The sequence below is a fragment of the Arthrobacter sp. efr-133-TYG-120 genome, assembly GCF_030209785.1.
Classification (GTDB): Bacteria; Actinomycetota; Actinomycetes; order Actinomycetales; family Micrococcaceae; genus Arthrobacter.
In genome coordinates, this window is the sequence record NZ_JARVRI010000040.1 from 1 (window position 1) to 23,858 (window position 23,858).

20 protein-coding genes are annotated in these 23,858 nt (G+C 64.3%); 11 read left to right on the forward strand and 9 right to left on the reverse strand.

Annotated elements, in window-relative coordinates:
• Positions 1–75: 75 nt before the first annotated feature.
• Entirely contained in the window at positions 76–2,295 is a 2,220-nt protein-coding gene (locus tag QRN51_RS20840) for an NADP-dependent isocitrate dehydrogenase (protein WP_059388022.1), read from the reverse strand.
• Positions 2,296–2,505: 210 nt separating this feature from the next.
• On the opposite strand from QRN51_RS20840, the gene QRN51_RS20845 reads away from it, so the two are divergent.
• Complete coding sequence (locus tag QRN51_RS20845) at positions 2,506–3,489, forward strand: trypsin-like serine peptidase (protein ID WP_059388023.1); 984 nt, start codon at positions 2,506–2,508, stop codon at positions 3,487–3,489.
• A gap of 172 nt (positions 3,490–3,661) precedes the next feature.
• Positions 3,662–4,693: a trypsin-like serine peptidase gene (locus QRN51_RS20850; RefSeq protein WP_284991727.1), complete on the forward strand. Its 1,032-nt coding sequence runs from the start codon at positions 3,662–3,664 to the stop codon at positions 4,691–4,693.
• Positions 4,694–4,868: 175 nt separating this feature from the next.
• Here the strand turns inward: QRN51_RS20850 and purH are convergent, their stop codons facing one another.
• Positions 4,869–6,539 carry a bifunctional phosphoribosylaminoimidazolecarboxamide formyltransferase/IMP cyclohydrolase gene (gene purH / locus QRN51_RS20855; protein WP_284991728.1) on the reverse strand — a complete coding sequence of 557 codons (1,671 nt, stop codon included), beginning with the start codon at positions 6,537–6,539 and terminating at the stop codon, positions 4,869–4,871.
• Positions 6,540–6,659: 120 nt separating this feature from the next.
• Between purH and QRN51_RS20860 the strand changes: the two genes are divergently transcribed.
• From QRN51_RS20860 to QRN51_RS20870, 3 genes are read left to right on the forward strand one after another with little or no spacing between them, the layout of a single operon-like run.
• Positions 6,660–7,598, forward strand: a complete 939-nt coding sequence (locus QRN51_RS20860; protein WP_284991729.1) for an N-acetylglucosamine kinase — start codon at positions 6,660–6,662, stop codon at positions 7,596–7,598.
• The gene (murQ, locus tag QRN51_RS20865; protein ID WP_284991730.1) at positions 7,582–8,556 is read left to right on the forward strand and encodes an N-acetylmuramic acid 6-phosphate etherase; all 975 of its coding nucleotides are present in this window, start codon (positions 7,582–7,584) and stop codon (positions 8,554–8,556) included. Before QRN51_RS20860 ends, murQ begins: the two co-directional genes overlap by 17 nt.
• A 19-nt stretch (positions 8,557–8,575) precedes the next feature.
• Entirely contained in the window at positions 8,576–9,928 is a 1,353-nt protein-coding gene (locus QRN51_RS20870) for an MFS transporter (RefSeq protein WP_284991731.1), read from the forward strand.
• A gap of 99 nt (positions 9,929–10,027) precedes the next feature.
• Here QRN51_RS20870 and purN read toward each other — a convergent pair whose 3' ends face one another.
• A complete protein-coding gene (gene purN, locus QRN51_RS20875; RefSeq protein WP_284991732.1) occupies positions 10,028–10,600 on the reverse strand; it encodes a phosphoribosylglycinamide formyltransferase in 573 nt (190 codons plus the stop codon).
• A 38-nt stretch (positions 10,601–10,638) separates the two neighbouring features.
• On the opposite strand from purN, the gene QRN51_RS20880 reads away from it, so the two are divergent.
• Positions 10,639–11,061, forward strand: a complete 423-nt coding sequence (locus QRN51_RS20880) for a hypothetical protein (protein WP_253257189.1) — start codon at positions 10,639–10,641, stop codon at positions 11,059–11,061.
• Positions 11,062–11,091: 30 nt separating this feature from the next.
• On the opposite strand, the gene QRN51_RS20885 is transcribed toward QRN51_RS20880, so the two are convergent.
• Positions 11,092–12,423 (reverse strand): cell division protein PerM, encoded by a 1,332-nt coding sequence (locus QRN51_RS20885; protein ID WP_284991733.1) that lies wholly within the window; start codon positions 12,421–12,423, stop codon positions 11,092–11,094.
• Between the two features lie 413 nt (positions 12,424–12,836).
• Between QRN51_RS20885 and QRN51_RS20890 the strand changes: the two genes are divergently transcribed.
• Positions 12,837–13,301 carry a DUF4383 domain-containing protein gene (locus QRN51_RS20890; RefSeq protein WP_284991734.1) on the forward strand — a complete coding sequence of 155 codons (465 nt, stop codon included), beginning with the start codon at positions 12,837–12,839 and terminating at the stop codon, positions 13,299–13,301.
• 155 nt (positions 13,302–13,456) lie between these two features.
• Here the strand turns inward: QRN51_RS20890 and QRN51_RS20895 are convergent, their stop codons facing one another.
• From QRN51_RS20895 to QRN51_RS20910, 4 genes are all read right to left on the reverse strand, one after another.
• Positions 13,457–14,188: a maleylpyruvate isomerase family mycothiol-dependent enzyme gene (locus QRN51_RS20895; RefSeq protein WP_284991735.1), complete on the reverse strand. Its 732-nt coding sequence runs from the start codon at positions 14,186–14,188 to the stop codon at positions 13,457–13,459.
• Positions 14,188–15,024: a fumarylacetoacetate hydrolase family protein gene (locus QRN51_RS20900; RefSeq protein WP_284991736.1), complete on the reverse strand. Its 837-nt coding sequence runs from the start codon at positions 15,022–15,024 to the stop codon at positions 14,188–14,190. Before QRN51_RS20900 ends, QRN51_RS20895 begins: the two co-directional genes overlap by 1 nt.
• Positions 15,021–16,151 carry a cupin domain-containing protein gene (locus tag QRN51_RS20905; RefSeq protein ID WP_284991737.1) on the reverse strand — a complete coding sequence of 377 codons (1,131 nt, stop codon included), beginning with the start codon at positions 16,149–16,151 and terminating at the stop codon, positions 15,021–15,023. The genes QRN51_RS20900 and QRN51_RS20905 overlap by 4 nt, the downstream gene beginning before the upstream one ends.
• A gap of 223 nt (positions 16,152–16,374) precedes the next feature.
• Positions 16,375–17,175, reverse strand: coding sequence for an IclR family transcriptional regulator (locus tag QRN51_RS20910; protein WP_059388029.1), 801 nt, complete (start codon positions 17,173–17,175; stop codon positions 16,375–16,377).
• A gap of 48 nt (positions 17,176–17,223) precedes the next feature.
• Here QRN51_RS20910 and QRN51_RS20915 point away from each other — a divergent pair, with 48 nt between their 5' ends.
• The 4 genes from QRN51_RS20915 (at position 17,224) to QRN51_RS20930 (ending at position 21,625) form a co-directional block, all read left to right on the forward strand.
• The gene (locus tag QRN51_RS20915; RefSeq protein WP_284991738.1) at positions 17,224–18,564 is read left to right on the forward strand and encodes an MFS transporter; all 1,341 of its coding nucleotides are present in this window, start codon (positions 17,224–17,226) and stop codon (positions 18,562–18,564) included.
• Positions 18,557–19,828, forward strand: coding sequence for an FAD-dependent oxidoreductase (locus tag QRN51_RS20920; protein ID WP_284991739.1), 1,272 nt, complete (start codon positions 18,557–18,559; stop codon positions 19,826–19,828). The genes QRN51_RS20915 and QRN51_RS20920 overlap by 8 nt, the downstream gene beginning before the upstream one ends.
• A 109-nt stretch (positions 19,829–19,937) precedes the next feature.
• Complete coding sequence (locus QRN51_RS20925) at positions 19,938–21,374, forward strand: flotillin family protein (RefSeq protein WP_284991740.1); 1,437 nt, start codon at positions 19,938–19,940, stop codon at positions 21,372–21,374.
• An 8-nt stretch (positions 21,375–21,382) separates the two neighbouring features.
• The gene (locus QRN51_RS20930; RefSeq protein WP_284991741.1) at positions 21,383–21,625 is read left to right on the forward strand and encodes an NfeD C-terminal domain-containing protein; all 243 of its coding nucleotides are present in this window, start codon (positions 21,383–21,385) and stop codon (positions 21,623–21,625) included.
• Positions 21,626–21,715: 90 nt separating this feature from the next.
• On the opposite strand, the gene QRN51_RS20935 is transcribed toward QRN51_RS20930, so the two are convergent.
• On the reverse strand, positions 21,716–23,608 hold the full coding sequence (locus QRN51_RS20935; RefSeq protein ID WP_284991742.1) for a polysaccharide deacetylase family protein: 1,893 nt from the start codon (positions 23,606–23,608) through the stop codon (positions 21,716–21,718).
• Between the last annotated feature and the right edge of the window lie 250 nt (positions 23,609–23,858).

Sequence of the window (23,858 nt, forward strand, 5' to 3'; positions counted from 1 at the left end):
CAAGCCCAGCCCCCTGCAACGCTTGACAACTATAGAAGGGTCAACAACTGCGAGTTAGTTGGGTGGGCGGGGCGCCTAGTTCAGGGTGGCGACAACCTCGTTGAGCTTTGCTGAAGGTCGCATCACGGCCTCCGCCTTGGCGGCGTCGGGGCGGTAGTAGCCGCCGATGTCGGCAGGCGAACCCTGGACTCCGAGCATCTCGGCAATGATGGTGTCCTCGTTGGCCGTCAGGGCCTCGGCGACGGCGGAGAACGCGGCGGCGAGCTCCGTATCGTCGCTCTGCTGGGCCAGTTCCTGTGCCCAGTACTTCGCGAGGTAGTAGTGGCTGCCTCGGTTGTCGAGTTCGCCCACCCTGCGCTTCGGGGACTTGTTGTCGAGCAGGAACGTGCCGGTGGCGCGGTCGAGCGTGTCCGCGAGGACCTGTGCCCGGGCGTTGCCGGTGGTGGTGGCGAGGTGCTCGAAACTGACGGCCAGGGCAAGGAATTCGCCCAGGCTGTCCCAGCGCAGGTGGTTTTCCTGCAGGAGCTGCTGGACGTGCTTCGGAGCCGAGCCGCCGGCACCGGTCTCGAAAAGGCCGCCGCCGTTGATCAGCGGGACCACGGAGAGCATCTTGGCGCTGGTGCCAAGCTCGAGGATCGGGAACAGGTCGGTGAGGTAGTCACGCAACACGTTGCCGGTCACCGAGATGGTGTCTTCGCCCTTGCGGATCCGCTCCAGCGTGAACGCGGTGGCCTTCTCCGGGGACATGATCTCGATCTGCAGGCCCTCGGTGTCGTGGTCCTTCAGGTATTCCTTGACCTTGGCGATCAGCTGGGCGTCGTGGGCGCGGGTTTCATCGAGCCAGAAGACAGCCGGCATCTTGGAGGCGCGGGCACGGGTGACGGCCAGCTTGACCCAGTCGCGGATCGGCACGTCCTTGGTCTGGCAGGCGCGCCAGATGTCGCCCGGGGAGACCTGGTGTTCGATCAACACGGTTCCGGAAGAATCCACAACCTGCATGGTTCCGGCGTACTCAACCTCGAAGGTCTTGTTGTGGCTGCCGTATTCCTCAGCCGCTTGTGCCATCAGGCCGACGTTCGGAACCGTACCCATGGTGGTGGGATCGAAGGCGCCGTGGGCACGGCAGTCATCGATGACCACCTGGTAGACATCTGCATAGCAGCTGTCCGGGATGACCGCGAGAGTGTCGGCTTCCTTGCCGTCCGGTCCCCACATGTGGCCGGAGCTGCGGATCATCGCCGGCATCGAAGCGTCAACAATGATGTCACTGGGAACGTGGAGGTTGGTGATGCCCTTGTCCGAATCGACCATGGCCAGCGCCGGTCCGTCTTCCAGGCCCTTCTTGATGGCCGCCTTGATGCCTTCGCGGACGTCTTCCGGGAGTTCATCGAGGCCGTTCAGGATGGAGGCGAGGCCGTTGTTGGCGCTCAGGCCGGCAGCAGCGATCTGCTTGCCGTAGGTGTCGAAAAGCTCAGAGAAATACGCCTTGACAACGTGGCCGAAGATGATCGGATCGGAGATCTTCATCATGGTGGCCTTCAGGTGTGCCGAGAACAGCACGCCTTCTTCCTTGGCGCGGACCACCTGGGCAGCCAGGAACTCGTCCAGGGCAGCGGCGCGCAGCACGGTGCCGTCCACTACTTCACCGGCGAGGACGGGGAAGGCCGGCTTGAGGACCTTGACGGTGCCGTCTTCGCGGACGATCTGGATCTTGATGGTGTCGTCGGCCGGGATGACCACGGACTTCTCGTTGGAGCGGAAGTCGTTCTCCGTCATGTGCGCAACGTTGGTCTTGGAGTCGGCGCTCCAGGCACCCATGGAGTGCGGATTCTGGCGGGCGTAGTTCTTCACCGACAGGGGCGCGCGGCGGTCCGAGTTGCCTTCACGCAGGACCGGGTTCACGGCCGAGCCCTTGATCTTGTCGTAACGCGAGCGGATGTCCGTCTCTTCGTCGGAGGAGGGGTTGTCCGGGTAGTCCGGAAGCGCGTAGCCCTGACCCTGCAGTTCGGCAATGGCTGCCTTCAGCTGAGGGACGGACGCGCTGATGTTGGGGAGCTTGATGATGTTCGCTTCGGGCTTCTTTGCCAGTTCGCCCAGTTCAGCCAGTGCGTCACTGATCCGCTGCTCTTCAGTCAGGTAGTCACCGAAGACGGCGATGATTCGGCCGGCCAGCGAAATGTCGCGGGTCTCGACCTCCACGCCGGCCGTTGAGGCGAAAGCTTCCACAATCGGCAGGAACGAGTACGTCGCCAGCATCGGCGCTTCGTCAGTGTGGGTATAGATAATCTTTGCCATTGGCGGGGCATCTCCCTGAAAGTCTGCAGATTTCAACATCTCTAACTTACCTGAGGGGGCCGGATTGGCGCGTACCGGGACGGCCTCAAGCGCGCTGTGCAACGTCATACCGGGCCGAACCTTATGTACCTCCGCACCAAATCGGAGTAGGTTCATTGGGTCAAACTGTGGCCGACGACACGTGGCCGCCAAACGATTGGCAGGACAATCATGACAAAGAAATCACTCCCCATCACTGGTCTCCTGAGCCTCATTACCTCCGCCGTTTTGACCCTCTGTGCCGCTGGAGGGGCGGCAGCCGCAACGCCTACTGCGGTTTCGAGCTTCGCAGCGCCTGGGACGCAGCAGCTCGTCAGCCTGGCGACAACAAACACCGACCCCACGGGGTACTGGACTCCCGAACGGATGCAAGCAGCCATCCCGGGCGATGTCCTCGCCCGCAAAGCCCTCGCACGAGGTGGCGCCACCGCCAGCGGCACGGTCGAAACCGGCCCGCCAGTGAAAATCGCCAGCGCCAAGGGCAGCAGCTCGAGCCTGCACCAAGACGAAGACCCTATTGACCACGTCGGCAAGGTCTTCTTCACCATGGGCGCCTTCGCTTACGTCTGCTCCGGCAACGTCGTCGTGTCGGACAACGACAGCACAGTGGCGACCGCGGGCCACTGCGTCAACGAAGGTCCCGGAGCCTTTGTCCAGAACTTCGTGTTCGTTCCGGCCTATCTCAACGGCAATGCTCCTTACGGCATCTGGCCGGCCAAGGCCCTCTACACCACGCCCCAGTGGCGCACCGCCGGCGACATCCGCTATGACACCGGTTTCGCAGTTACTGCTACGGTGAAAGGCAAGCACTTGGCCGACGTCGTTGGCGCGTCCGGCGTGGAATTCAACCAGGACCGGGGACTGAGCTACCAAGCCTTTGGCTACCCTGCCGCCCCGCCGTTCGACGGACAATCGCTGAAGAGCTGTTCGGGTGACGCCACCAAGGACCCCATCAATCCACAGTTCAAGGCGCAGGGCATTCCCTGCGATATGACCGGTGGGTCATCGGGCGGACCCTGGATGGTCGACTCGGGCCGGGATTCCTACCAAAACTCCATTACGAGCTACGGCTACCCTGGTGGCCCGGCTGTGATCTACGGGCCTTATTGGGGCTCCGTCATCCGGGATGCCTACGATACGGCGTCCACATCCTAGGTCTTTCGGCCAGTTGGAAACTAGGCAGAACTCGCATCTTGTCAAACGAAAGTCAAATCTCACAAAACTTGAACAATTTCTTTACATGCTTGTCACGGCTTCGGTAGTTTCGGTTCCGTCAGTCGGCGGCCTCCACAAACCGGCCGCCGTCCGCTCGATATCTAGGACAACTGTGACGAGAACCAAGACCTTGGCCACAAGCCTGCTCGGCCTCACTGCCGCCGCCTTACTCGCGCTGGGCGCCGGCAGCGGGGCCACCGCGGCCCCGTCCATAAGCGATGGCACCGATGCGTCGACCGTGAGCAGCAATTCGGCGTCAGACGCGAACACCGCTGACTATTGGACTCCTGAACGGATGAAGAACGCCGTCTCCGGTGACCTTCTGGTCACCAAGGCACTGACCCGGACACAGGCCGCGGTTGGCCTTTCGGACATACCAACTTCTCCCGATCAGGTTTTTCCCGGGCTTGGCCGCGCACTGACAATCGAAGGCCAGAATGCCACCAGCACTGCAGCGCCGTCCCCCGCCGTGGATCGTAAAGCCAACGCAGGTGAGTCTCCCGTTTCACACATCGGAAAAGTGTTCTTCACACTCGGCGGGGTGAACTATGTCTGCTCCGGCAACTCCGTCACCTCCGCCAACCAGAGCACCGTGTCCACCGCCGGCCACTGCCTCAACGAAGGCCCCGGGGCGTTCGCGGGCAACTTCACGTTCGTTCCCGCCTACCAGGACGGCGCCGCGCCCTACGGAAAGTGGACGGCCAAGGCGCTCTACACAACCAGCCAGTGGTCCTCAAGTGGAAACATCCAGTACGACACCGGATTTGCCGTCATGAACACCCTCAATGGCCAAAAGCTCGCAGCCGTGGTGGGCGCCTCAGGCGTCCAGTTCAACGCTGCCCGAGGACTGGCGTACAAGTCGTTCGGCTACCCCGCGGCATCGCCCTTCACCGGGGAATCGCTCAAGAGCTGCTCAGGCACTGCCACAAACGATCCCAACAACCCTCAGTTCAACACCGAGGGGATCCCCTGCAACATGACGGGTGGCTCCTCCGGTGGCCCATGGTTCCTTGGAAGCAGCGCCAGCGGATACCAGAACTCGGTGAACAGCTACGGCTACGGAAGCAACTCCACCACGATGTACGGCCCGTACTGGGGCACGGTCATCCAAGGCACGTACCAGACAGCGTCCACAGCCCCGTAACCTCCCCGGCGCAGCAGGGACATGCCCCCTGTTCGCTCCCAGGGTTGGACATATTGCGAATATGCCCAGCGCCGACCACCAAAAATGGACATGTCCTCCCGGGAAGGGAGGACATGTCCATTTTTTGGTGCCGCGAGTGGACCCGGTGCGGAGCGCCCGCACCTAGGGAAAGGACCTAGTGGAAGAAGTGCCTTGCGCCCGTGAAGTACATCGTGATGCCGGCGGCGTTGGCCGCAGCAATGACTTCCTCGTCGCGCACCGAACCGCCAGGCTGGACGACGGCGCGCACACCGGCGTCGATCAGGATCTGGAGGCCATCGGCGAACGGGAAGAACGCGTCGGAAGCGGCCACGGCACCGCGGGCGCGCTCGGGTGCGCCAGTCGCGACGGCGTTGGAGGCACCGCCGGCACCGTCGACGTCGGACTCCACCTGGACGCCCAGGGTGTTGGCGCGCTCAACGGCCAGTTTGCACGAGTCGAGGCGGTTGACTTGGCCCATGCCGATGCCGACTGCCGCCCCGTTGTTGGCGAGGAGGATCGCGTTGGATTTGGCGGCGCGGCAAGCAGTCCACGCGAACGCGAGGTCGGCCAGCGTGGCGTCGTCGGCGGCAACGCCTGCGGCGAGGGTCCAGTTGGCGGGGTTGTCGCCGTCGGCGTCCACCTTGTCGGCCTGCTGGACGAGGACGCCGCCCGAGACCTGGCGGAGTTCCGTCGGGTAGCGGCCGTAACCGTCCGGCAGCGCCAGAAGGCGGATGTTCTTCTTCTTGGACAGGATGTCAACGGCTTCCGGCTCGAAGCCCGGGGCGATGACAACCTCGGTGAAGATCCCGGCCACGGTCTTGGCCATACCGGCCGTGACAATGCTGTTGGCCGCGATGACGCCTCCGAAAGCGGATACCGGATCGCAAGCGTGGGCCTTGGCGTGGGCGTCGGCAATGGGGTCGGCGGCATCGGCCGAACCCACGGCCACACCGCACGGGTTGGCGTGCTTGATGATGGCGACGGCCGGCTCGGAGAAGTCGAACGCGGCGCGGAGGGCGGCGTCGGCGTCGACGAAGTTGTTGTAGCTCATGGCCTTGCCGTGCAACTGGTCTGCCTGGGCGATGCCGGCGGGGGCCGCCTTGTCCACGTACAGCGCGGCCTGCTGGTGCGGGTTTTCGCCGTAGCGCAGCACCTCGGAGCGCTCAAGGGCGAGGCCGGCGTAGGCGGGCCAATCGATGACGCCGTCACCGTCTTCGTCGAGGAACTGGCTGGCGGTCCAGGTGGCAACGGCGGTGTCGTACGTTGCGGTGTGGGCGAATGCCTTCGCGGCGAGGCGGCGGCGCGTCTTCAGGTCGAAGCCACCCGCGGCGGCGGCTTCCACGACGGCGCCGTAGAAGTTCGGGTCAACAACGATCGCGACGGCGGCATGGTTCTTGGCGGCCGAACGCACCATGGCGGGGCCTCCGATGTCGATCTGCTCGACGACGTCGTCCTGCGCAGCGCCGGAGCGGACGGTCTCCACGAAGGGGTAGAGGTTGACCACAACGAGGTCGAAAGGCTCGATCTCCATCTTGGCCAGCGTTTCCATGTGGGCAGGAACGCGGCGGTCGGCCAGGATACCGCCGTGCACGCGCGGGTGCAGGGTCTTGACCCGGCCGTCGAGCATCTCCGGGGAACCGGTGACTTCTTCGACTTCCTTGACCGGAATACCGGCTGCGGCGATCTTCTTCGCGGTGGAACCGGTGGAGACGATGGCGACTCCTGCTGCATGCAGGCCCTTCGCGAGCTCCTCCAGCCCCGTCTTGTCGTAAACCGAGATCAGTGCACGGCGGATGGGAACACGGTCAAGCTGCGTCAAGCTCACAAAAGTCTCCGTCTTATATCGCGGGATTCCGCGGTTGCTGGGGATATGGACGAGTTTATCGTGTTGTGGCTCCTCTTCGTTTTTCGAGACGTGGCCGCGTCCGCAACATATGGTTGGGCCATGGATTCCGAGGATGTGATTTTGGTAGCCGACGTCGGCAAGAGCCGATGCCGGGTTGAACTCAGGCAAGGCGATGAGGTGGTGGGCTCGGCGGACCAGCAGGGCTTCCCCGGCCTCGGCATGGACAACGGCGCCCGGCGCGCTTTCGAGCTGCTAGTGGACACCGCGGCCATGCTGCCGCGGGGGCTTCCGGCAGCATTCCCGGAAGGTTCGTTGCTTGGAATCGGCGCCGCTGTGGCCGGGGTCGAGGCCTCAGCGGCGAACTCCCACGAACTCGCCGTCCTCCTTTCCGAGCGCTTCAAGGTCCCGGCCGCGGTTCTCTCGGACGCCACCGCGGCCCAGCTCGGCGCCCTGCACGGCGCACCCGGAACGGTGCTGATTGTTGGCACCGGGGCTGTTGCCTTCCGCTTCGACGACGCCGGAACCCTCCACCGTGCCGACGGTTGGGGACCGCTCTTGGGCGATCGCGGAAGCGGCCGCTGGATCGGCCAGCAGGGCCTTCAGGCCGCACTACAAGCTCACGACGGCGGCCCTGCCACGTCGTTGCTCGGCTCGGCTGCCGCGCTTGTAGGCTCGCCCGCGCAACTTCCGGCGTGGCTCGCCGAATCCGACAACCCGGCACGGACGATGGCGCGTTTCACGCCCGCGGTGCTGAAAGAAGCGGAGGCGGGGGACGCCGTCGCACGCGGCATTGTGGACGAAGCCTGCAGGCTTCTCGTGAACACCGTGGCCCTTGCCGCGGGCGACACGAAGCAGGTGGCGCTCCTTGGCGGCGTCGTGAAATCGGAGTTCTTCGGCGGGCTCTTGCACAACGCCCTCGCTTCGGCTGGGATTGAGGTGGTTGCGGCTCTCGGCGATGGCTTGGACGGGGCCGCCCTCGCAGCGAACCGCCGCGGGCTCCTCCAGGAAAGGTACATTCACCGTGACGGAACAGCCTGACGCTTCTTCCCCCGGTACCCCGGACTCCCCCGACGGCGACGGGCTCGAGGAACTCCGTTCGGAGCTCGCGGGCCTGCAAACCGAAGCCGCGTTGCCCGCGCTCAGTGAGTTGGACACCATGGGCACGGCCGAACTCGTCGCGGCCATGAATGAGCAGAACCGCGGCGTCCCGGCCGCCGTCGAACAAGCCAGCGGGGAAATCGCCGCAGTGGTCGACGCCGTTGCGGAGCGCCTCGCCCGCGGCGGCCGGTTGCTCTACGTCGGCGCCGGAACGGCCGGGCGGCTCGGGGTTTTGGACGCGAGCGAATGCCCGCCCACGTTCGGCACTCCCCCGGGGCTCGTCGTCGGGATCATCGCGGGCGGCACCCAAGCCATCCAGAAGCCAGTGGAGTACGCCGAGGACAACGCCACTGCCGGAGCCCGGGACCTGCACGACATCAGCGTGACCGAGGCGGACGCCGTCGTCGGAATCTCGGCTTCGGGACGCACACCGTACGTGATCGGCGCCCTTGAGGAGGCCCGCAGCCGAGGCGCTTTCACCGCCTCGATCGCTTGCAACCACGCTTCGCCCATCAGCAAACTGGCGGACGTGGCGATCGACGTCGTGGTTGGTCCCGAGTTCGTTGCCGGTTCAACGCGGCTGAAGGCCGGCACGGCGCAGAAACTCGTCCTCAACATGATCAGCACGCTCGCGATGGTCAAGCTCGGGAAGACCTACGGAAACCTGATGGTCGATCTGCGGGCAACCAACAACAAGCTCCTCGCAAGGTCCCAACGGACCATCCAACACGCCACCGGAGTGGACGCAGAGACGGCGATTCGCGCGCTGGATTCCGTGGGCGGATCGGTCAAGGCAGCCATCCTGGTAGTGCTGACGGGGATCGATCCGGGGCAGGCCAAGAGCGCTTTGGACGAGGCCGGCGGCTTCCTGCGAAAGGCGATCGAGAAGCACGGATAGAGTTTCCCCAGGAGGGGAAATGAATACTTACACGACCGTCCCGAGCGGCGAACAGGTTGTCCAGGAGCTGCCGTGGCGGTGGAAGGTCCAGGGCAGGATCTTCCTGATCGGGGGCCTCGGCTTCATGTTCGATGCCTGGGACGTCACCCTCAACGGCATCCTCATTCCGCTGCTTTCCAAGCACTGGTCCCTCCAGCCCGCCGACGCCGGATGGATCGGCACCGCAAACCTGATCGGCATGGCCTTGGGCGCCTTCGCCTGGGGCACCATCGCGGACACCATCGGCCGGAAACGGGCCTTCACGACCACCCTGCTGATCTTCTCCATCTTTACTGTGTTGGGAGCTTTCGCGCCGGACTTCGTGTGGTTCTGCATCTTCCGCTTTATGGCCGGCTTCGGGCTGGGAGGCTGCATTCCCGTGGATTACGCACTCGTCGGTGAATTCACGCCACGGAAGCATCGCGGCAAGGTGCTTACCGCTATGGATGGTTGGTGGCCCGTAGGGGCCGCCCTGTGCGGCTTCATTTCGGCCGGACTTGTTGCGGCCTTTGCCGATTGGCGCCTCACCATGCTCGTGATGGTGTTGCCTGCCTTGCTGGTGTTCTGGGTCAGGCGGAGCGTGCCCGAATCCCCGCTCTTCCTCATCCGCAGGGGCCGGCGCCAAGAAGCCGCCGACGTCATCGACAGCCTCGTCCTGGCCACGGGAGCCGAGCCGCGCGCCTACAGCCTGCCCGCGCCACAAGATGCTCCGCGCCTCTCCGCCGGCAGCGCGTGGCAGCAACTGCGACGGATCTGGCAGTTCAACTGGAAGATCACGACGGCGGCCTGGGCCCTGTTTTTCAGCATCCTTCTGGTCTACTACTTGAGCTTGACGTGGATGCCGCGGATTCTGATCGGCGCCGGGTTCGAGGAGTACAAGGCCTTCGTGACGACAGCCGGGATGGCCGGCGTCGGGCTCCTGGGCGTGGCGGTCGCGGCAGTGCTGGTGGAGCGGGTGGGCCGCAAGTGGATCCTGGCCATCACCGCGCCGCTGTCCGCGTTGGCCCTGGTGATCGTGTCATTGGTGGTGGACATTCCGGACGCGGCGGTGTTCTGGCTCCTGGCGTTCGGCTTCGTCATCCAGGTGGCCATCCCGGTGCTCTACACCTACGTGTCGGAGCTCTACCCCACGGAGCTTCGGGGTTCCGGCTTCGGCTGGGCCTCGACCTTCTCACGCGTTGGTGCCGGGATCGGGCCACTCGTGTTCGCTTCGTATTTCTGGCCCGAGTTCGGCTTGGCCACGTCCTTCGCCCTAGCCGGCGGGCTCATCGTGGTGGCGGTGCTGTGGATGGCGTTGTTTGCGCCGGAGACCAAGCAGCTCGAGCTCGACTGAGCATGCCCCACGGGGGTGCCCAACTGACTCGCATTTGTTGTCGTTATGAGCCGCCAAAACGACATCTAATGCGAGCTAGTTGGGTCGGGCGCCCTGGACTTAGGCGTGCTTTCCCGCCGCGAGCTCTGCGAGCGTCCGGACCAGGAGCCTACGCTCCACCACCTTGATGCGTTCGTGCAGGGTGTCCTCGGTGTCGTCCGGGGCGATGTCCACCGCTTCCTGGGCGATGATGGGCCCGGTGTCCACGCCGGCGTCGGCCCAGTGGACAGTGCAGCCGGTCACTTTCACACCATAGGCCATGGCATCGCGGACTCCATGGGCTCCCGGGAAAGCGGGAAGCAGCGCGGGGTGGGTGTTGAGGTACTTGCCTTCGAAGGCATCGATGAACTCCGGACTCACAATCCGCATGAACCCGGACGAGACCACCACGTCCGGATCGTACGAGGCAACGGCTTTGGTAAGTGCCGCGTTCCAATCGGCCCTGTCCGCGTAGTCCTTGAAGTCCACCACGAAGGTGTCCAGTCCGGCTTCGGCAGAGCGTTCCACGCCGTAGGTACCCGGCCGGTCGGCTCCCACGGCTGCGATCTCAATGTCCAGCTCGCCCGCCTTCACGGCGTCGATTACTGCTTGGAGGTTGGAACCGGTGCCGGAGACGAGGACAACAATACGCATTGCACTAGCTTATGGCTGGCTCGCGTAGGCTGGAAAACATGAATTCCGGCGTTGGACCCACCCCGCAGCATCAGCCTCAGAGCGAGGCTGCCAAATCAGCGCTTGCCGTTACCCACACGCTGTTCAGGACTTTCCTGCTGACCGTGCTTGGCGCCCTGTTCGTCTATATCCTGAACATCAGCTACGTCTGGCTCAGTGGAATCCTCACCGTCATCGCCGCGGTGCTTGGAGTGGTGGTCCTCGTGCGGGCGATCCGGTTCAAGCAGCCGCGCATCGTTCTGTTCGGCACCATTTCCGGGCTCGTGGTCACGGCCATCATGTGCCTGCTGGTGCTCACCGCAGTCGTCTTCTTCCAACAGGTCACCACCTTGGAGAACTGTGCACGAGGCGCACTGACGCTCCACGCCCAGAACTCGTGCCAGGTGGATTTCCAGAATTCCCTTCCCTCCGGATTGCGCTAGCCGGGGCGCAAGCCAGGTGAGGCAGGCACCTTAGCGGCGGTCGCCGTCGTACACGGAATCGTCGAGATCCGCTTCGCGGAGCTTCTGCCGCCTCTCGAGCCAGGGCCCCACCCAATAACCGATCACGACGCCGATCCCCACCTCCGCGGCGATCCAGACTGCCGTCCACCGCGGGTCCGGGCCGATCTCGGTGAGACGCCCGATCCCGGCGGAACCGCGCGCCAGCCAGGCGAGGCCTCCGGCCAAAGCCCCTGCGACGGCCCCGATGAGCGCGCCGAGGATCAGCGTGGAAACAGGAGCCGTGAACCAGCGCGCCTTGATCTTGATGGAGAGCCATTCGTCGAAGTGGTTCTCCCCCGCCCGCAGGAACCACCAGCCCGCCAACACACCGGCGATCACCGGCAGGGCGAGGGCCGCGGCGCCGAAGTCGAGCTGCCCGGTGGGCAGTGCGCCGAAGACGGGGATCGCGGGCAGCGGCCCGACGGCGGTGCCCAGCGGCCCGACGTGTGAGCCGATGCCGAGGGAGAACCCTGCGCCAGAGGACCAAGCCAAAGCGAATACCGCCAGATTGGGGAGGTAGCCGAGCTGGGCGATGGTCAGGACGCCACCGCCGAGGGCGCCGGCTTTCAGGCCTTCGTAGACGGCGATGATGTCCGTCCAGTGGATGACAAGGTCGACGGCGAGCAGCGTCGCTGAGAGTGTCAGGGCTGCCATGATCGCGACGAATCCGGCCTTGATGGCGGAGCCGAAGTAGGAACCGGCCCAGCGGGAATGTTGGCTTGTGCGTGCAAGCCAATCGACGGCGTCGACCCCAATGAGCCTGCTCCACGAGCCCGACTCACGCCGGGCACCCACCACCATGCCGAGACCGAACGGGATTAGCGGAAGTAAGGCAGCGAACCAGATGTTGATGACGACGTCCTGCGTCCGGCACACGAATCCGGTGGCCGCGCCGAACGCCCCGTAGACAAGCAACGCTCCGAAGAAGGCCTGCCACAGCTGGTCCGTGTAGGAAGCCCTGGCCAGCCGGCGGCCCGCGCGCCACGCCAAAAGGAAGGGGACCAGCGTCAGTCCGAGCGGGATAAGGGACAACATCCCGGAACCCGGTAGACCCGCGGTTCCCATGTTCACAGTAGCAAGTTGCAGCGGAACGCCGTGGACCAGCAACCAGGCTTGGCCAGCCAGGCGTGCCAGGAAATCGACGGTGTGGTTCTGGAATCCGTCAGTTGCCCAGACACCGATCAGCGGCAGGACCACCACGAGCGCGGAGATGATGGCGGCCTGGGCCGACTCAAGGGCACCCTGCAGCCACAAAGGCATGGGCAGGCCATGGTTACCAGTCTGATCAGCGCGCAGTTTCATCGTGTTCTATCGTGCCACGGCGTGCCCCGCTCCCCCGGCAGGCGCCCGCACGGCCCGCCAATCCCCCAACGCCCGCTCACTTATGAGGCTTTCCGGGCGGACGCTCGCTCACCAATGAGGTTTTCCGGGCCAACGCGCGCTCACCAATGAGGCACGCCGGGCCAACGCGCGCTCACTCCGGCCGTACCGCCGTCGTCGTATATGTGCGCGAGCGTTGGCAGGAAACCCGACATACGTGAGCGAGCGTCGGGGAAAAACCCACCATAGGTGAGCGAGCGTCCGGGGCGCGCAGTGCCTGTTGGGGCCGCCGGGCACGCCGCCGCCAGGCCGGCCGGACGCCGCCGCTCCAAGCGCTTTTTGCATAAGTCAGACGTAAAATTGGATTGTTCGCAATAGGTGGATGGAGGGCATAAATGACTACCGCAACCCCACATGCACATGGTGTTCACTTTGGACGGACGGACATCCAGAACATCGGCATGGGTGTAGGTATTCTGATGGCGCTGGTGGGCCTTCTCGGATTCATTCCGGGAATCACCATGCGGTACGGGGAATTGCAGTTCTTCGGGCCAAATTCGCACGCAATGCTCCTGGGTGTGTTCCAAGTGTCGCTGCTGCTCAACATTGTGCAGCTCCTCATCGGTGGAACCAGCTGGGCGATGTCCCGCTCGGGCGGCCATAGCGCACGCAATATCCTGATGAGCTTCGGCGCCTTGTACATCGTGTTCAGTGTGTACGGACTGAGTGTCGGGGTTGATTCGGCGGCCAACTTCCTGTCGCTGAACACGCTCGACAATTGGACGTTCATGGTCTTGGGCATCCTGATGATTGCCGCTGGCTGGATGTTTTCACGGCATCTGGCTGACGACGCAAAGTAGCCCTATTCAAAGCCCGGATTGAGTTAGCCCGGGATTACAGGAGCCGCCGATGGGTAGGATCTACAGCTAAATCTGAATAGTCATACAAGCGGTTGGTGCAGTTCCTGCGGTGAAGAAGCCGGGAGCTGTGCCAACCTTCTTTGTGCCCGACGCCGTCAGATCCACTTGGGTGCCGCCGGCACGGGCCCAGCGCCCGCGGTCACCCCGCCGGCCCCGCGTCCGGTGGCCCATTGCACGACGCCGGCGAGAGGCCCGGCGACCACGACGGCGGCGTCCGGATCGCCGAACGTGAGGTCCGTGCCAGCGACGCTGACCAACAACCCGGCGTCGGTGCCCCGGGCGGCCCACGAACCGGCAATATCACGCAGCAGCCGTTCCAGTACCGACGCCGGGATGTCACCGAACGATGCTCCGTTGTAGAGGTCGACGGCGTGCACCCAGACTTCGCGGGTGCGCATCCAGACCGTTTCCGACGCCGGGACTTCCCTGCCCAGGATGGTCCGGACCGTGTGGTGCCAGGCGTCCTCGGGCAGATCCCGCCATTCCACGCTCAGGTGCACGGCGGAGTGGTCAAACAGGTTCCGCAACGCGATGGGAGACAGGGTGGCGCCGAAGTTGATCTCCTCATCCCGCACTGCAATTGAGGGATACATCGGAGTCTCCACGCCGGTCGACGCCCACTCCACGAGGCGGGCGATGGCCCGGGCGTTGTAGCCCACGTGTGCTACAACGTGGCGGCGGCTCCAGCCGGGAAGCAGCGAATCGCCGTCGAGCTCTGCATCGGTGAGTTCGTTGAGCTTGCGGGCGAAGAACGCGGTCCCCCGCCGGGCCTGCAGGAGCTGTTCCTGCAGGCCCGGATCGGTGGTGAGGTCGTGGCGGGCGACCATCAGGCTTCCTTGACCACGCGGTTGCTCAGCTGGCCCAGTCCCTCGATGGTGGTGACCAGGAGCTGACCCTCCTGGAGGTAGCGCTTCGGGTTCTGGGCATGGCCCACTCCGCCGGGCGTTCCGGTCGCGATGACGTCGCCCGGGTTCAGCGTGATGATGGTGGAGATGTAGGACACCAGGAATTCGGGGGTGAACACGAGGTCCCCGGTGGGTGTCTGCTGCTGGATCTCGCCGTCCACTGCGGAGGTCATCAGCGGCCCGGCCTCGAACTCGTCCTTGGTGACCAGGGCGGGCCCGAACGGGGTGGACTTCTCCCAGGTCTTGCCTTGCAGCCATTGGATGGTGCGGAACTGGTAGTCGCGCATGCTGATGTCGTTCAGCACCGAGTACCCGGCTATGTGGTCGGCCGCGTCGGCTTCGCTGATGCGGCGCCCCTTCTTGCCGATCACGACGGCGAGCTCGGCCTCCCAGTCAACCGTGTCCGATTCCTGCGGCAACGCCAGGTCGTCGTTGGGACCGATCAGCGATTCCTGGTACTTCGCGAACAGGGTGGGGTACTCGGGGATTTCCCGGCCCATCTCCTTGATGTGGTTGCGGTAGTTGTGCCCGACGCAGATGATCTTCCCCGGTGAGGGCACGACGGCGGCGAGGTCGGCGCCGTCGTACGCGTGAGTTGCGCCGTTGGCCGCCTCAGCGATGGCCGTCCAGGCGGGGTCCTGCAGGAGGGCGCCAACGTCGGAGAACCCGTCGATCTCGGTCAGGGTGTCGCCGTCCTGGCGGACGGCCACGGTGCCGGTTCCGGTTCCGTCAGAAATGCGGAGGGTGAGGAGTCTCATTTGTTGCGTCCTTCGATGTACGTGCGGTTGAAATTCAGTCGTTCGAAAATGGGGGCGTCGCTGAAGCGGAACAGATCGAACTCACTCTCGGCGTGGAGCGACCATTCCTGCCAGGACGGCACGACAAAGAGGTCGCCCTTTTCCAGGACCTTGGACTCCCCGTTCAGCACCACGGTGCCGCGGCCTTCGAAGACCTGCCAGACACTGGAACCGACTTCGCGCACGGCTTCGGTGGAAGCGCCGGCCCGCAGGCGGTGGAATTCGGCGCGGATGGTGGGCATGACGTCCCCGCCGGTGGTCGGGTTGGTGTAACGCACGGCGGCGTGGCCCTGGGACACCGTGGCCGGGTGGCCCTCGTCCTCGAGAAGCAATTGTTCGCGCAGGGCGGCGTCGGTGTGTTCCCAACGGTAGGCCGCGATCGGGGAATTCACCGTGTCCTGCAGCCCGGAAAGGGGACGGAGGCCGGGGTGAGCCCAGAGCCGCTCGGATCGCGAAACGTCCGGGGTGGCTTCGTCAGTGACACGTTCGGTGCCGAATTCGAAGAACCCGGCGTCCGCGTAGTGCACGAACGGGATGTCCAATCCGTCGATCCACGCCATCGGCTGGTCCGTGTCGTTGTGGTGGCCATGGAAGTTCCAGCCCGGCGTCAGCAGGAAGTCCCCGCGGCGCATCGCCACCGGATCCCCGTTGACGACCGTCCAGACGCCCTCACCTTCGACGACGAAGCGGAAGGCGTTCTGCGAGTGGCGGTGCTCCGGAGCTGTTTCGTGCGCGCCCAGATACTGGATGGCAGCCCACAGGGTGGGTGTGGCATACGGAGTACCGGCGAGGCCCGGGTTTGCCAGGGCGATGGCACGGCGTTCCCCGCCACGGCCAACAGGCACCAGGTCCCCGGCACGGGCCGCCAATGGGTACAAATCGTTCCAGCGCCACACGTAAGGCACGGCCTTCGGGGACGGCACCATCGGCATCAGGTCCGCGATCTCGGTCCAGAGCGGAATCAGGTTCCCGGCCTCGAAATCCTGATACAGCTGCTCCAGCTGGGCGGCTTCCTCGGGAGTCGGTTCCGGAACAGCGTTCTCGGCGGCAACTGATTCGTGGGTTGTGCTATCGGCGCTGATGGACACAGAGGCCTCCTCGGGGGTACGGGACAGTTTTGGCGTACTCCAGACCCTAGGGAAGCCCCCAAGTGATCTCCAGCATATTCTGATAGACAGAATCTTCTGGCCCACCTGACGGACCCGCCGACCCAACTGACTAGCAATAGATGTCGTTATGGGCCCTCAAAACGACATCAACTGCGAGTCAGTTGGGTGGGTCACGGCTTGGGTGGGTCACGGCTTGGGTGGGTCACGGCTGGGACTCGGCCGGATTGGCCGCGATATCGATCTCCAATTGGCGCTGGGTTTCCCGCATGATACCCACAAGACCAGCATCGAAGAGCCTGCGGAACCGTGCCACGGGAGTAGCTACGCTCAGCGCGCCCACGGCGACGCCCCGCCCGTTGTGGAGAGCCACCCCCAAGGCGCTGATCCCTTCCTCGGTGCCTTCGAAATTCGCCGCGAATCCGTTGCTCCGGATCGTCTCAAGCTCGCGCAGGAAAGCCGGATATTCGGCGTCGGGAATGTTGTCGCCGCCGATCTCCGCATTGTGGCTGCGGAACAATTGCTCGATCATGGCGGGCTCCAGCTCTGCCAACAGCGCCTTGCCGCCCGAGGCTTTGTTCGCGGGCAGGACGGTTCCCTGCCTGTCGCCTACCCGCAGGGCGTTGGTCCCCTCCACCGTGGCCAGGAACCTCACCTTGGTTCCCACGCGAACCATGAGATTGACGGTCTCATTGATCCGCCCACTCAGGAGTTCCATGTGCGGCTGCGCCACCGTGCGAAGCAGCCGGCTCCAACTGAGTCCTGCCGGTCCAACCCCCATGGCCGGCCCGGGCACGTAGCGGCGGGTCTCGTCCTGGACCGCGAACCCCCGGTAGACCAGCATGGCCAACAGCCGGTGGGCTGTGGAGGGAGCAACACCCAGCTCCGCGGCGGCGTCCTTGAGTCGCAGGCTGCCGCCGTCGCGCAGGAGCTGAAGGAGATGCAGGGCGTTGTCCACGGCTTCAATGGAATAGGCCGGTTTTTTGCGGGCTGGAAGATTCTGCACGACAGAATTCTATTGGGCTGCATAACCAAACGGCCACACAGTGGTGGGATGAATCACACACCATCCGCTGCAGCGCCGGAGCGGACCCAAGACGGCGTTCACCACCTCCCCAGGGCCTCTGCCCGGTTCTCCAAGCGTTCCGCCGCCGCTGTCCTGGTCTGCTGGTTGCTGGTGGTTTTCGACGGCTACGACCTCATCGTCTACGGCACCGTCCAGAGCGCCCTCATCACCGACACCGGCTGGGGGCTCACGAAAGCCACCGCCGGCACGGTCGGCTCGATGGCGTTCCTCGGCATGATGATCGGGGCCATCTTCGCCGGGAGGATGTCGGACAGCTGGGGGCGCCGCCGGACCATCATCGCCTGCGCCGCACTGTTTTCACTCTTCACCATCTTGTGTGCGTTCTCCCCGAACGCGTTCGTCTTCGGGGGTCTGCGCTTGCTGGCGGGCATCGGCCTGGGCGGACTTGTTCCCTCAGCCAATGCCTTGGTCGCGGAACTGGTCCCCGCCAAATGGCGGTCCACCATCGCCACGCTGATGATGTCCGGAGTGCCGATCGGCGGCTCGATCGCCGCGGTGGCCGGCATTCCGCTCATTCCCGCTTTCGGCTGGCCGGTCATGTTCCTGGTGGCCGCCGTGGCGCTCCTCGTGGTGGTTCCGCTGGGCATGCGCTTCCTCCCGGAGACGCTCCCAGCGACACTCGAAGAACCCCTCCCGGCCGCCAAGAACGCGAACCAAACAGGCGGCTTCAAGTCCCTACTCCGTGCCCCGTACCTCGGCATGAGTCTCCTGTTCGCGGTCTCCACCCTCGTCACGCTCTTTGCTTGGTACGGCCTGGGCACCTGGCTGCCGAACCTGATGCAACTGGCCTGCTACAACCTCGGGTCAGCCCTGACCTTCGCGCTGGCACTCAACCTCGGTGCCGTCGTCGGCTCGGTGGCCACTGCGTGGGCGGGAACCCGCTTCGGTCCGATCCCGACGGCGATCGCGGCAGCCGCCGTCGCCGCCGTCGCGCTGGCCGTACTGGTGGCGGGTCCGCCCGTGGGGCTTGTCTACGTCATGTTGGTCCTGGCGGGGGTCGGCACCCACGGAACCCAATGCCTCATCATCGCGGCGGTGGCCAGCCATTACCCGGCGCATTTGCGGGGCACAGCGCTTGGCTGGGCCCTCGGCGTCGGGCGCATCGGCGCGGTCGCGGCACCCCAGGTAGGCGGGCTGCTGCTCGCGGCCGGCCTGGGCGTCAACTCGAACTTCCTGGCATTTGCCGGGGCCGCCGCCGTCGCGGCCATCCTGCTCGGCGCCATCGGCACCAAGATCAAGACCGCGAAGATCACGGCCGCCAAAAACCAACCCACAAACACCACCTCTGTAGGAGCTAGCAATGTCTGACCGCAAAACGTCCACCGAAGTCCTCGTCGTCGGCGGAGGGATGGCCGGCCTTGCCGGCGCCCTGGCCCTGCGCGCAAACGGCGCCGAGGTGACATTGGTTGAGCGGGCGCCCGAATTCGGCGAGGTCGGAGCGGGACTGCAGATGGCCCCCAACGCCTCCCGCGTCCTGAAGCGTTGGGGCCTCCTCGGGAAGGCGCTCGAGATCGGCGTCCGCCCCAAGCACTTGGTGTTCCGCGACGCCCTCACCGGTGAGGAACTCACCCGGCAGACCCTCGGTGGCGAGTTCGAAGAGCGCTACGGCGCCCCGTACGTGGTGATCCACCGCAGCGACCTGCACCGGATCCTGTTGGAGGCCTGCCAGGATGCCGGCGTGCGCCTCGCGAACGACGTCGTCGTCGAGAAAGTCGAGACCGTGAACCACCGCGGCGTGGCGCACACGTCCAGCGGCGATATTTACGAGGCCGACGTCGTGATCGGCGCCGACGGCCTCAAGTCCACGCTCCGCGCCGCCGTCGCGCAGGACGGGCCGGTGTCGTCGTCGTACGTCGCCTACCGCGGAACCGTGCCCATCACGCCGGAGACCCCGGCCGCCGATCTCGAGGACGTCGTCGTCTACCTCGGTCCGGACTGCCACGTCGTGCAGTACCCGCTGCGCAAAGGCGAGCTGCTCAACACCGTGGCTGTTTTCAAGTCGCCCTCGTTCGAGCGCGGTGAGGAGCAGTATGGCGGCGTCGACGAACTCGAGGCGGCTTACAAGGACTGCATTCCGGCGGTACAGCTTGCGCTGCGGAACCTTGCGACAGGCATCCGCTGGCCCATGTACGATCGCGATCCCATCGAGAACTGGATCCACGGCCGCCTGGTCCTGATGGGCGATGCCGCACACCCCATGCTCCAGTACTTGGCCCAGGGAGCCTGCCAGGCGCTTGAAGACGCCGCGGTCCTCCAGGACTCCACCGTCGGCTCCGTGTTCAACGACGACGGCGTGGACACCGCTGCTTGGGATCGCGCCATCAGCGATTTCAACTCAGCCCGCGCCGCGCGGACGGCCCGCGTCCAACGCACGGCGCGCGTCTGGGGAGAGTCGTGGCACGTGTCCGGCGTCGCACGCGTCTTGCGGAACCTGCTGTTCAAGAGCCGCAAGGACGGCGACTTCCAGTACAACGACTGGCTCTACGGCCAAGAGGACGACGGCGTTCCGGCGGTCCCAGCCGACGGCACCGGCGAGATGAGGACAGTATCGCTCGCGGGAACGCACGCCTAGCAGAATCCGTTGTGTCAATTGTAGGTAAACAAATTGCTGGACTCCTGGAGCAGACCGAAGCAGACTGACTACACGAGCCGCTTGGGTGCTTGCCGTTGAAAGGACAGTCATGTTCGACCTCGTTGCTTATCTCCCGATTCTTGTCACCGTATTGGGGGTAGTTGTCGCCGTTACCGTTATAAGGCTTCTCATCAAATTGATGTGGAAGGTGGCTGAACCAAACGAGGCATTGATCATTTCCGGCCTGACTCGGGGAAGTTTGGACACCAGGGACGGAATGGATTTCAAAATCGTCACGGGAAAGGGCGCCTTGGTGGTTCCCGGGCTCCAAACCGTGAGGACGTTGTCCCTGACGCTGAATGAAACAGAGCTCCAGGTCAACTGCGTGACCTCGCAAGGCATCCAAGTGATCGTGGAGGGCGTGGTGATCTACAAAATCGGTGACGCTGCGCCGTTTATTGCGAACGCCGCAAGGAGGTTTCTCGGCCAACAGCCCAAAATGGAAAGCCAGGTCTACAACGTTTTTGAAGGGCATTTGCGCTCGATCATTGGCAGCATGACCATGGAAGAAATCATCCGCGAGCGCGACAAACTCGCCTCGTTGGTCCGCAGCGCAAGCGGCATCGAAATGGAAAAGCTTGGCTTGGTAGTTGATTCCCTCCAAATCAAGGACCTCCAGGACCCCACGGGCTACATCCAGAACCTGGCCAAACCGCACATTGCGCAGGTCAAAATGGAGGCCCGCATCGCAGAAGCCACCAGGAACCGCGAGGCCGCGGAGAAGGAGGCCGAGGCAGCCGCCCAGATCGCGGATGCCCAGAGCATTTCGGCGATCAAGCAATCAGCGGCCCAAGCCAATGCCGAAACCGCGAGGGCCAACGCCGCGCAGGCCGGTCCGTTGGCCGACGCCACAGCGCGCCAGCAAGTGGTGGTCCAGGAAACCGAGGTGGCCAAGCTGGAAGCGGACCGCGAAGAGCAAAAGCTCCAGACGTCCATCCGGAAGCCCGCCGATGCAAAGGCGTACGCCCAACGCACCGAGGCGGAAGCCCAAAAGGCCGCCGACATCAGTGCGTCCGAGGCGCGGGCACGGCGGACGGAACTCGAAGCTCAAGCGAACGCCCGCAAGGTGGAAGTCGAAGCCCAGGCCAACGCCACGGCGGCCGCCGCCATCGCGGGAGCCACGAAGATCACGGGTGAAGCCGAAGCCGCGGCCACCCGGGCCCGCGGCGACGCGGCAGCCTCGGCCATCAAGGCCAAATCCTTGGCGGAAGCGGACGGCATCAAGGCCCGCGCCGAGGCTCTCGGAACCAACCAAGAGGCCGTCATCTCCCAACAGCTCGCGGAGAACATGCCGGCGATCGTGGCAGCCGCGGCTGAACCCTTTGCCCACGTGGGCAACCTGACCGTCCTCAACGGCGGCGAGGGCCTCAACAGCATGGTGGGTGGGATCCTGTCCCAAGTGGGCAACTACCTGCCATCGATCACAGCTGCGCTCAAGAACGGCAAGGAACCGCCCAAGCGGCCCACCAAAACCCCTGATGCATAGGGACACCGATGCACAAAGAGGTTGATCGGAGCCTGACGGGCAAAATCGGCAGGGTCACGGGTCGTATCGGGCCAGGCACTGTGGGGGAAGTGATGCTGCCGTTCCACGGCGGTACGAGCGCCTTCCACGCGCATCCCTTCGACAAGAGCAGTGTTTTCAACGTGGGTGACGAGGTGCTTGTCATCTATTACGAGCCGCCCGGGACCGTATTCGTTGACGAGTTGCCGGACGTCCTGAAGGCTGCCAGATAGCGCGACCGCCAGCCGGCGCAATAGAGAACCCGACAAAAAGCTGAGGGCGGCTAGTCAGCCGCCCTCAGCTTTTTGTCACTGATCGATTGCTCAGCCCAGCGGCGGAGCTCCTACGCTGTCGTACATCGCGTAATCGTCGGTGGTGACCGATCCGTTGCTGAACAAGCTCAACCCGAAACTGATGGCCGTGGCCCCGGCGGGTAGTGCCGGCGTCGTGAAGCTTGCCTGTGTGTAGGTAGTCGCGGTATTCAGCCACGGTCCGGAGGTCCAGTACACCCAGTTGTTTGAGGCGTCACGGTAATACAAGGCGAACTGTGTGACGGCTGTAGAGGTGTACCAAACACGCACCGAATAGGTGTGTCCGGCGACGGCCGCAGGTGGGCAGGTACTGGTGTCCATTGTTGGAAGCAGTTTCGCGTCACCACTGGAGTATCCCGTGATGGTGAGTTTCTCCGCTTTGGTACCGGTGTGCGCGGTAGCAACCGTGCTGAACGTCGCGGTGTTGGTGCCGTATCCGCCGGCCTGCCAGCACTGCGGGAACGAGCCCGTACCGGCCGTTTCAAGGCTGGGGTTCTGTACCAGGTTGCCGCCGGCTGGTGGCGGCGGAGGAGGCGGTGGCGGGGTGCCGACGTCGAACATCTCGTAGTCGTCGGTGGTGAGCGTGCCGTTGCTGAACAGGTTCAACCCGAAGCTGATGCCGCTGGCGCCCGTGGGTAGTGGAGGCGTTGTCCAGGTGGCCTTTTGGAAGGTCGTGGCCGCTGAGAACCAGGGGCTTGATGTCCAATACTTCCAGGAGCCTACGCCGATCCGGTAGTAGAGCTCGAATTGGGTGCTTGTGGTCGATTTATACCAGGCACCGATTGAATAGGAGTTCCCGGGTGTCGCCGTGGGCGAGCACCCGCCTAGGTCAAGGGTAGGCAACAGCTTGGCGTCGCCGTCGACATAGTTGGTGACCACGAGCTGTTCGGCGACTTTTCCGGTGTGTGCCTGCCTGACGGTGGAAAAAGCTGCCGTGTTGGTGCCATAGCCTGCTGCGGCCCAGCACTGCGGAGCCCCGCTGACCAAGGTTTCAAGGCTTGGGTTCTTGATCAGGTTGCCCGTGCCCTCCGGTGGTGCCGGCGGTCCCGAGACAAGCGGCTTGACGGTTCCGCCGATCACTTGGGCCACCGTCTTGACCGTGGTGGTTGCGGGCCTGGACTTGAGCCACGTGGCGAACTGGTTGAACAGGGTCGGGGTGATGTTCAGCGGATCCGTGCTGGTAGCTGAAATATGGTGGAAGGTGAGCTGGACCCACCCGCCTGCGGGCTCCGCCTGGGTGACCGACTTTTGCAGGTCCGCCAGGGTCCAGGTGTTGTCCACTTCATCCGGGGCCGCCGTGTTGTACGGGTTGGCAGGAGGGATGGTCTCCGCGAGCGGGCACCCCGCGCAGCTGAACCGCGTCTTGATGTCACCAAGGTTGCGGGCGCTATTGAGCCCGCAGTTCTTGACGACGGTTTCGAGGGATGCGTTCTCGGCAGCGAACGGATACGCGAAGTCAGTGATCGTGAATCCAAGGTTTGTGAGGTTGACCCTGTCGTTGCAAATCTGGCGTGTTGCCTCATCCAACGTCACGGTGGTCAGGTCCGGGTGGGTAACAGTATGGCCGGCAATCTCATTGCCGTTTGCCACAAGGCCCTGCATGTCGCTTGTCGTCAGGTAATTGGGGTTGTTGATGAATCCGGACGGCGTGAAGAAAGTACCCACCAGGCCCAGGCTCTGCATGGTCTGCGCGGCGTTGAGTTGGTCGGCATTTGCGTCGTCAAAGGTCAAGGTGACGACGGTTGGATTAGCGGCTTGGGCTGCGGGTGCGGTGATGCCGGCGGTGACGCCGGTGAAAGCAAATACCACCACAACGGTGGAGAACCACGTAAACCATTTACCGGGGATCGTCCCTTTAAACGTCCGGTGCTGGTCAACCTGGTCAGTACGGTTGAAGAGTTTCATAGGGTCTGGCTCGATTCTAGACAACGGCCTGGCCGGACATACGGGCGGCGCAGGGTGAATCACCCAACGTTGTTCAGCATGTGAGGGCGCGCCGCCCAGTCATCGCCCGCTTGCCGAAATACCCCGGTGCCCGGGACAAGCCCCAGTCATGGCCACGAGGTTCACTACCGTTGTCACCGTAAGGCGGGCCGACATGGGGGAATAAGAGTAAGTCCTACCCGTCTTTGAGCTGCGCAATTACCTAGATTTG

Excerpts from the sequence above, each read along its gene's own strand:
- QRN51_RS20895 (WP_284991735.1), bottom strand. The coding sequence starts at position 14,188 with ATGGTCGCCCGCCACGACCTCACCACCGATCCGGGCCTGCAGGAACAG.
- QRN51_RS20920 (WP_284991739.1), top strand. The coding sequence starts at position 18,557 with ATGTCTGACCGCAAAACGTCCACCGAAGTCCTCGTCGTCGGCGGAGGG.
- QRN51_RS20935 (WP_284991742.1), bottom strand. The coding sequence starts at position 23,608 with ATGAAACTCTTCAACCGTACTGACCAGGTTGACCAGCACCGGACGTTT.
- QRN51_RS20930 (WP_284991741.1), top strand. The coding sequence starts at position 21,383 with ATGCACAAAGAGGTTGATCGGAGCCTGACGGGCAAAATCGGCAGGGTC.
- QRN51_RS20840 (WP_059388022.1), bottom strand. The coding sequence starts at position 2,295 with ATGGCAAAGATTATCTATACCCACACTGACGAAGCGCCGATGCTGGCG.
- QRN51_RS20860 (WP_284991729.1), top strand. The coding sequence starts at position 6,660 with ATGGATTCCGAGGATGTGATTTTGGTAGCCGACGTCGGCAAGAGCCGA.
- purN (WP_284991732.1), bottom strand. The coding sequence starts at position 10,600 with ATGCGTATTGTTGTCCTCGTCTCCGGCACCGGTTCCAACCTCCAAGCA.
- QRN51_RS20870 (WP_284991731.1), top strand. The coding sequence starts at position 8,576 with ATGAATACTTACACGACCGTCCCGAGCGGCGAACAGGTTGTCCAGGAG.
- QRN51_RS20915 (WP_284991738.1), top strand. The coding sequence starts at position 17,224 with ATGAATCACACACCATCCGCTGCAGCGCCGGAGCGGACCCAAGACGGC.
- QRN51_RS20890 (WP_284991734.1), top strand. The coding sequence starts at position 12,837 with ATGACTACCGCAACCCCACATGCACATGGTGTTCACTTTGGACGGACG.
- QRN51_RS20900 (WP_284991736.1), bottom strand. The coding sequence starts at position 15,024 with ATGAGACTCCTCACCCTCCGCATTTCTGACGGAACCGGAACCGGCACC.
- QRN51_RS20845 (WP_059388023.1), top strand. The coding sequence starts at position 2,506 with ATGACAAAGAAATCACTCCCCATCACTGGTCTCCTGAGCCTCATTACC.
- QRN51_RS20925 (WP_284991740.1), top strand. The coding sequence starts at position 19,938 with ATGTTCGACCTCGTTGCTTATCTCCCGATTCTTGTCACCGTATTGGGG.
- QRN51_RS20885 (WP_284991733.1), bottom strand. The coding sequence starts at position 12,423 with ATGAAACTGCGCGCTGATCAGACTGGTAACCATGGCCTGCCCATGCCT.
- QRN51_RS20880 (WP_253257189.1), top strand. The coding sequence starts at position 10,639 with ATGAATTCCGGCGTTGGACCCACCCCGCAGCATCAGCCTCAGAGCGAG.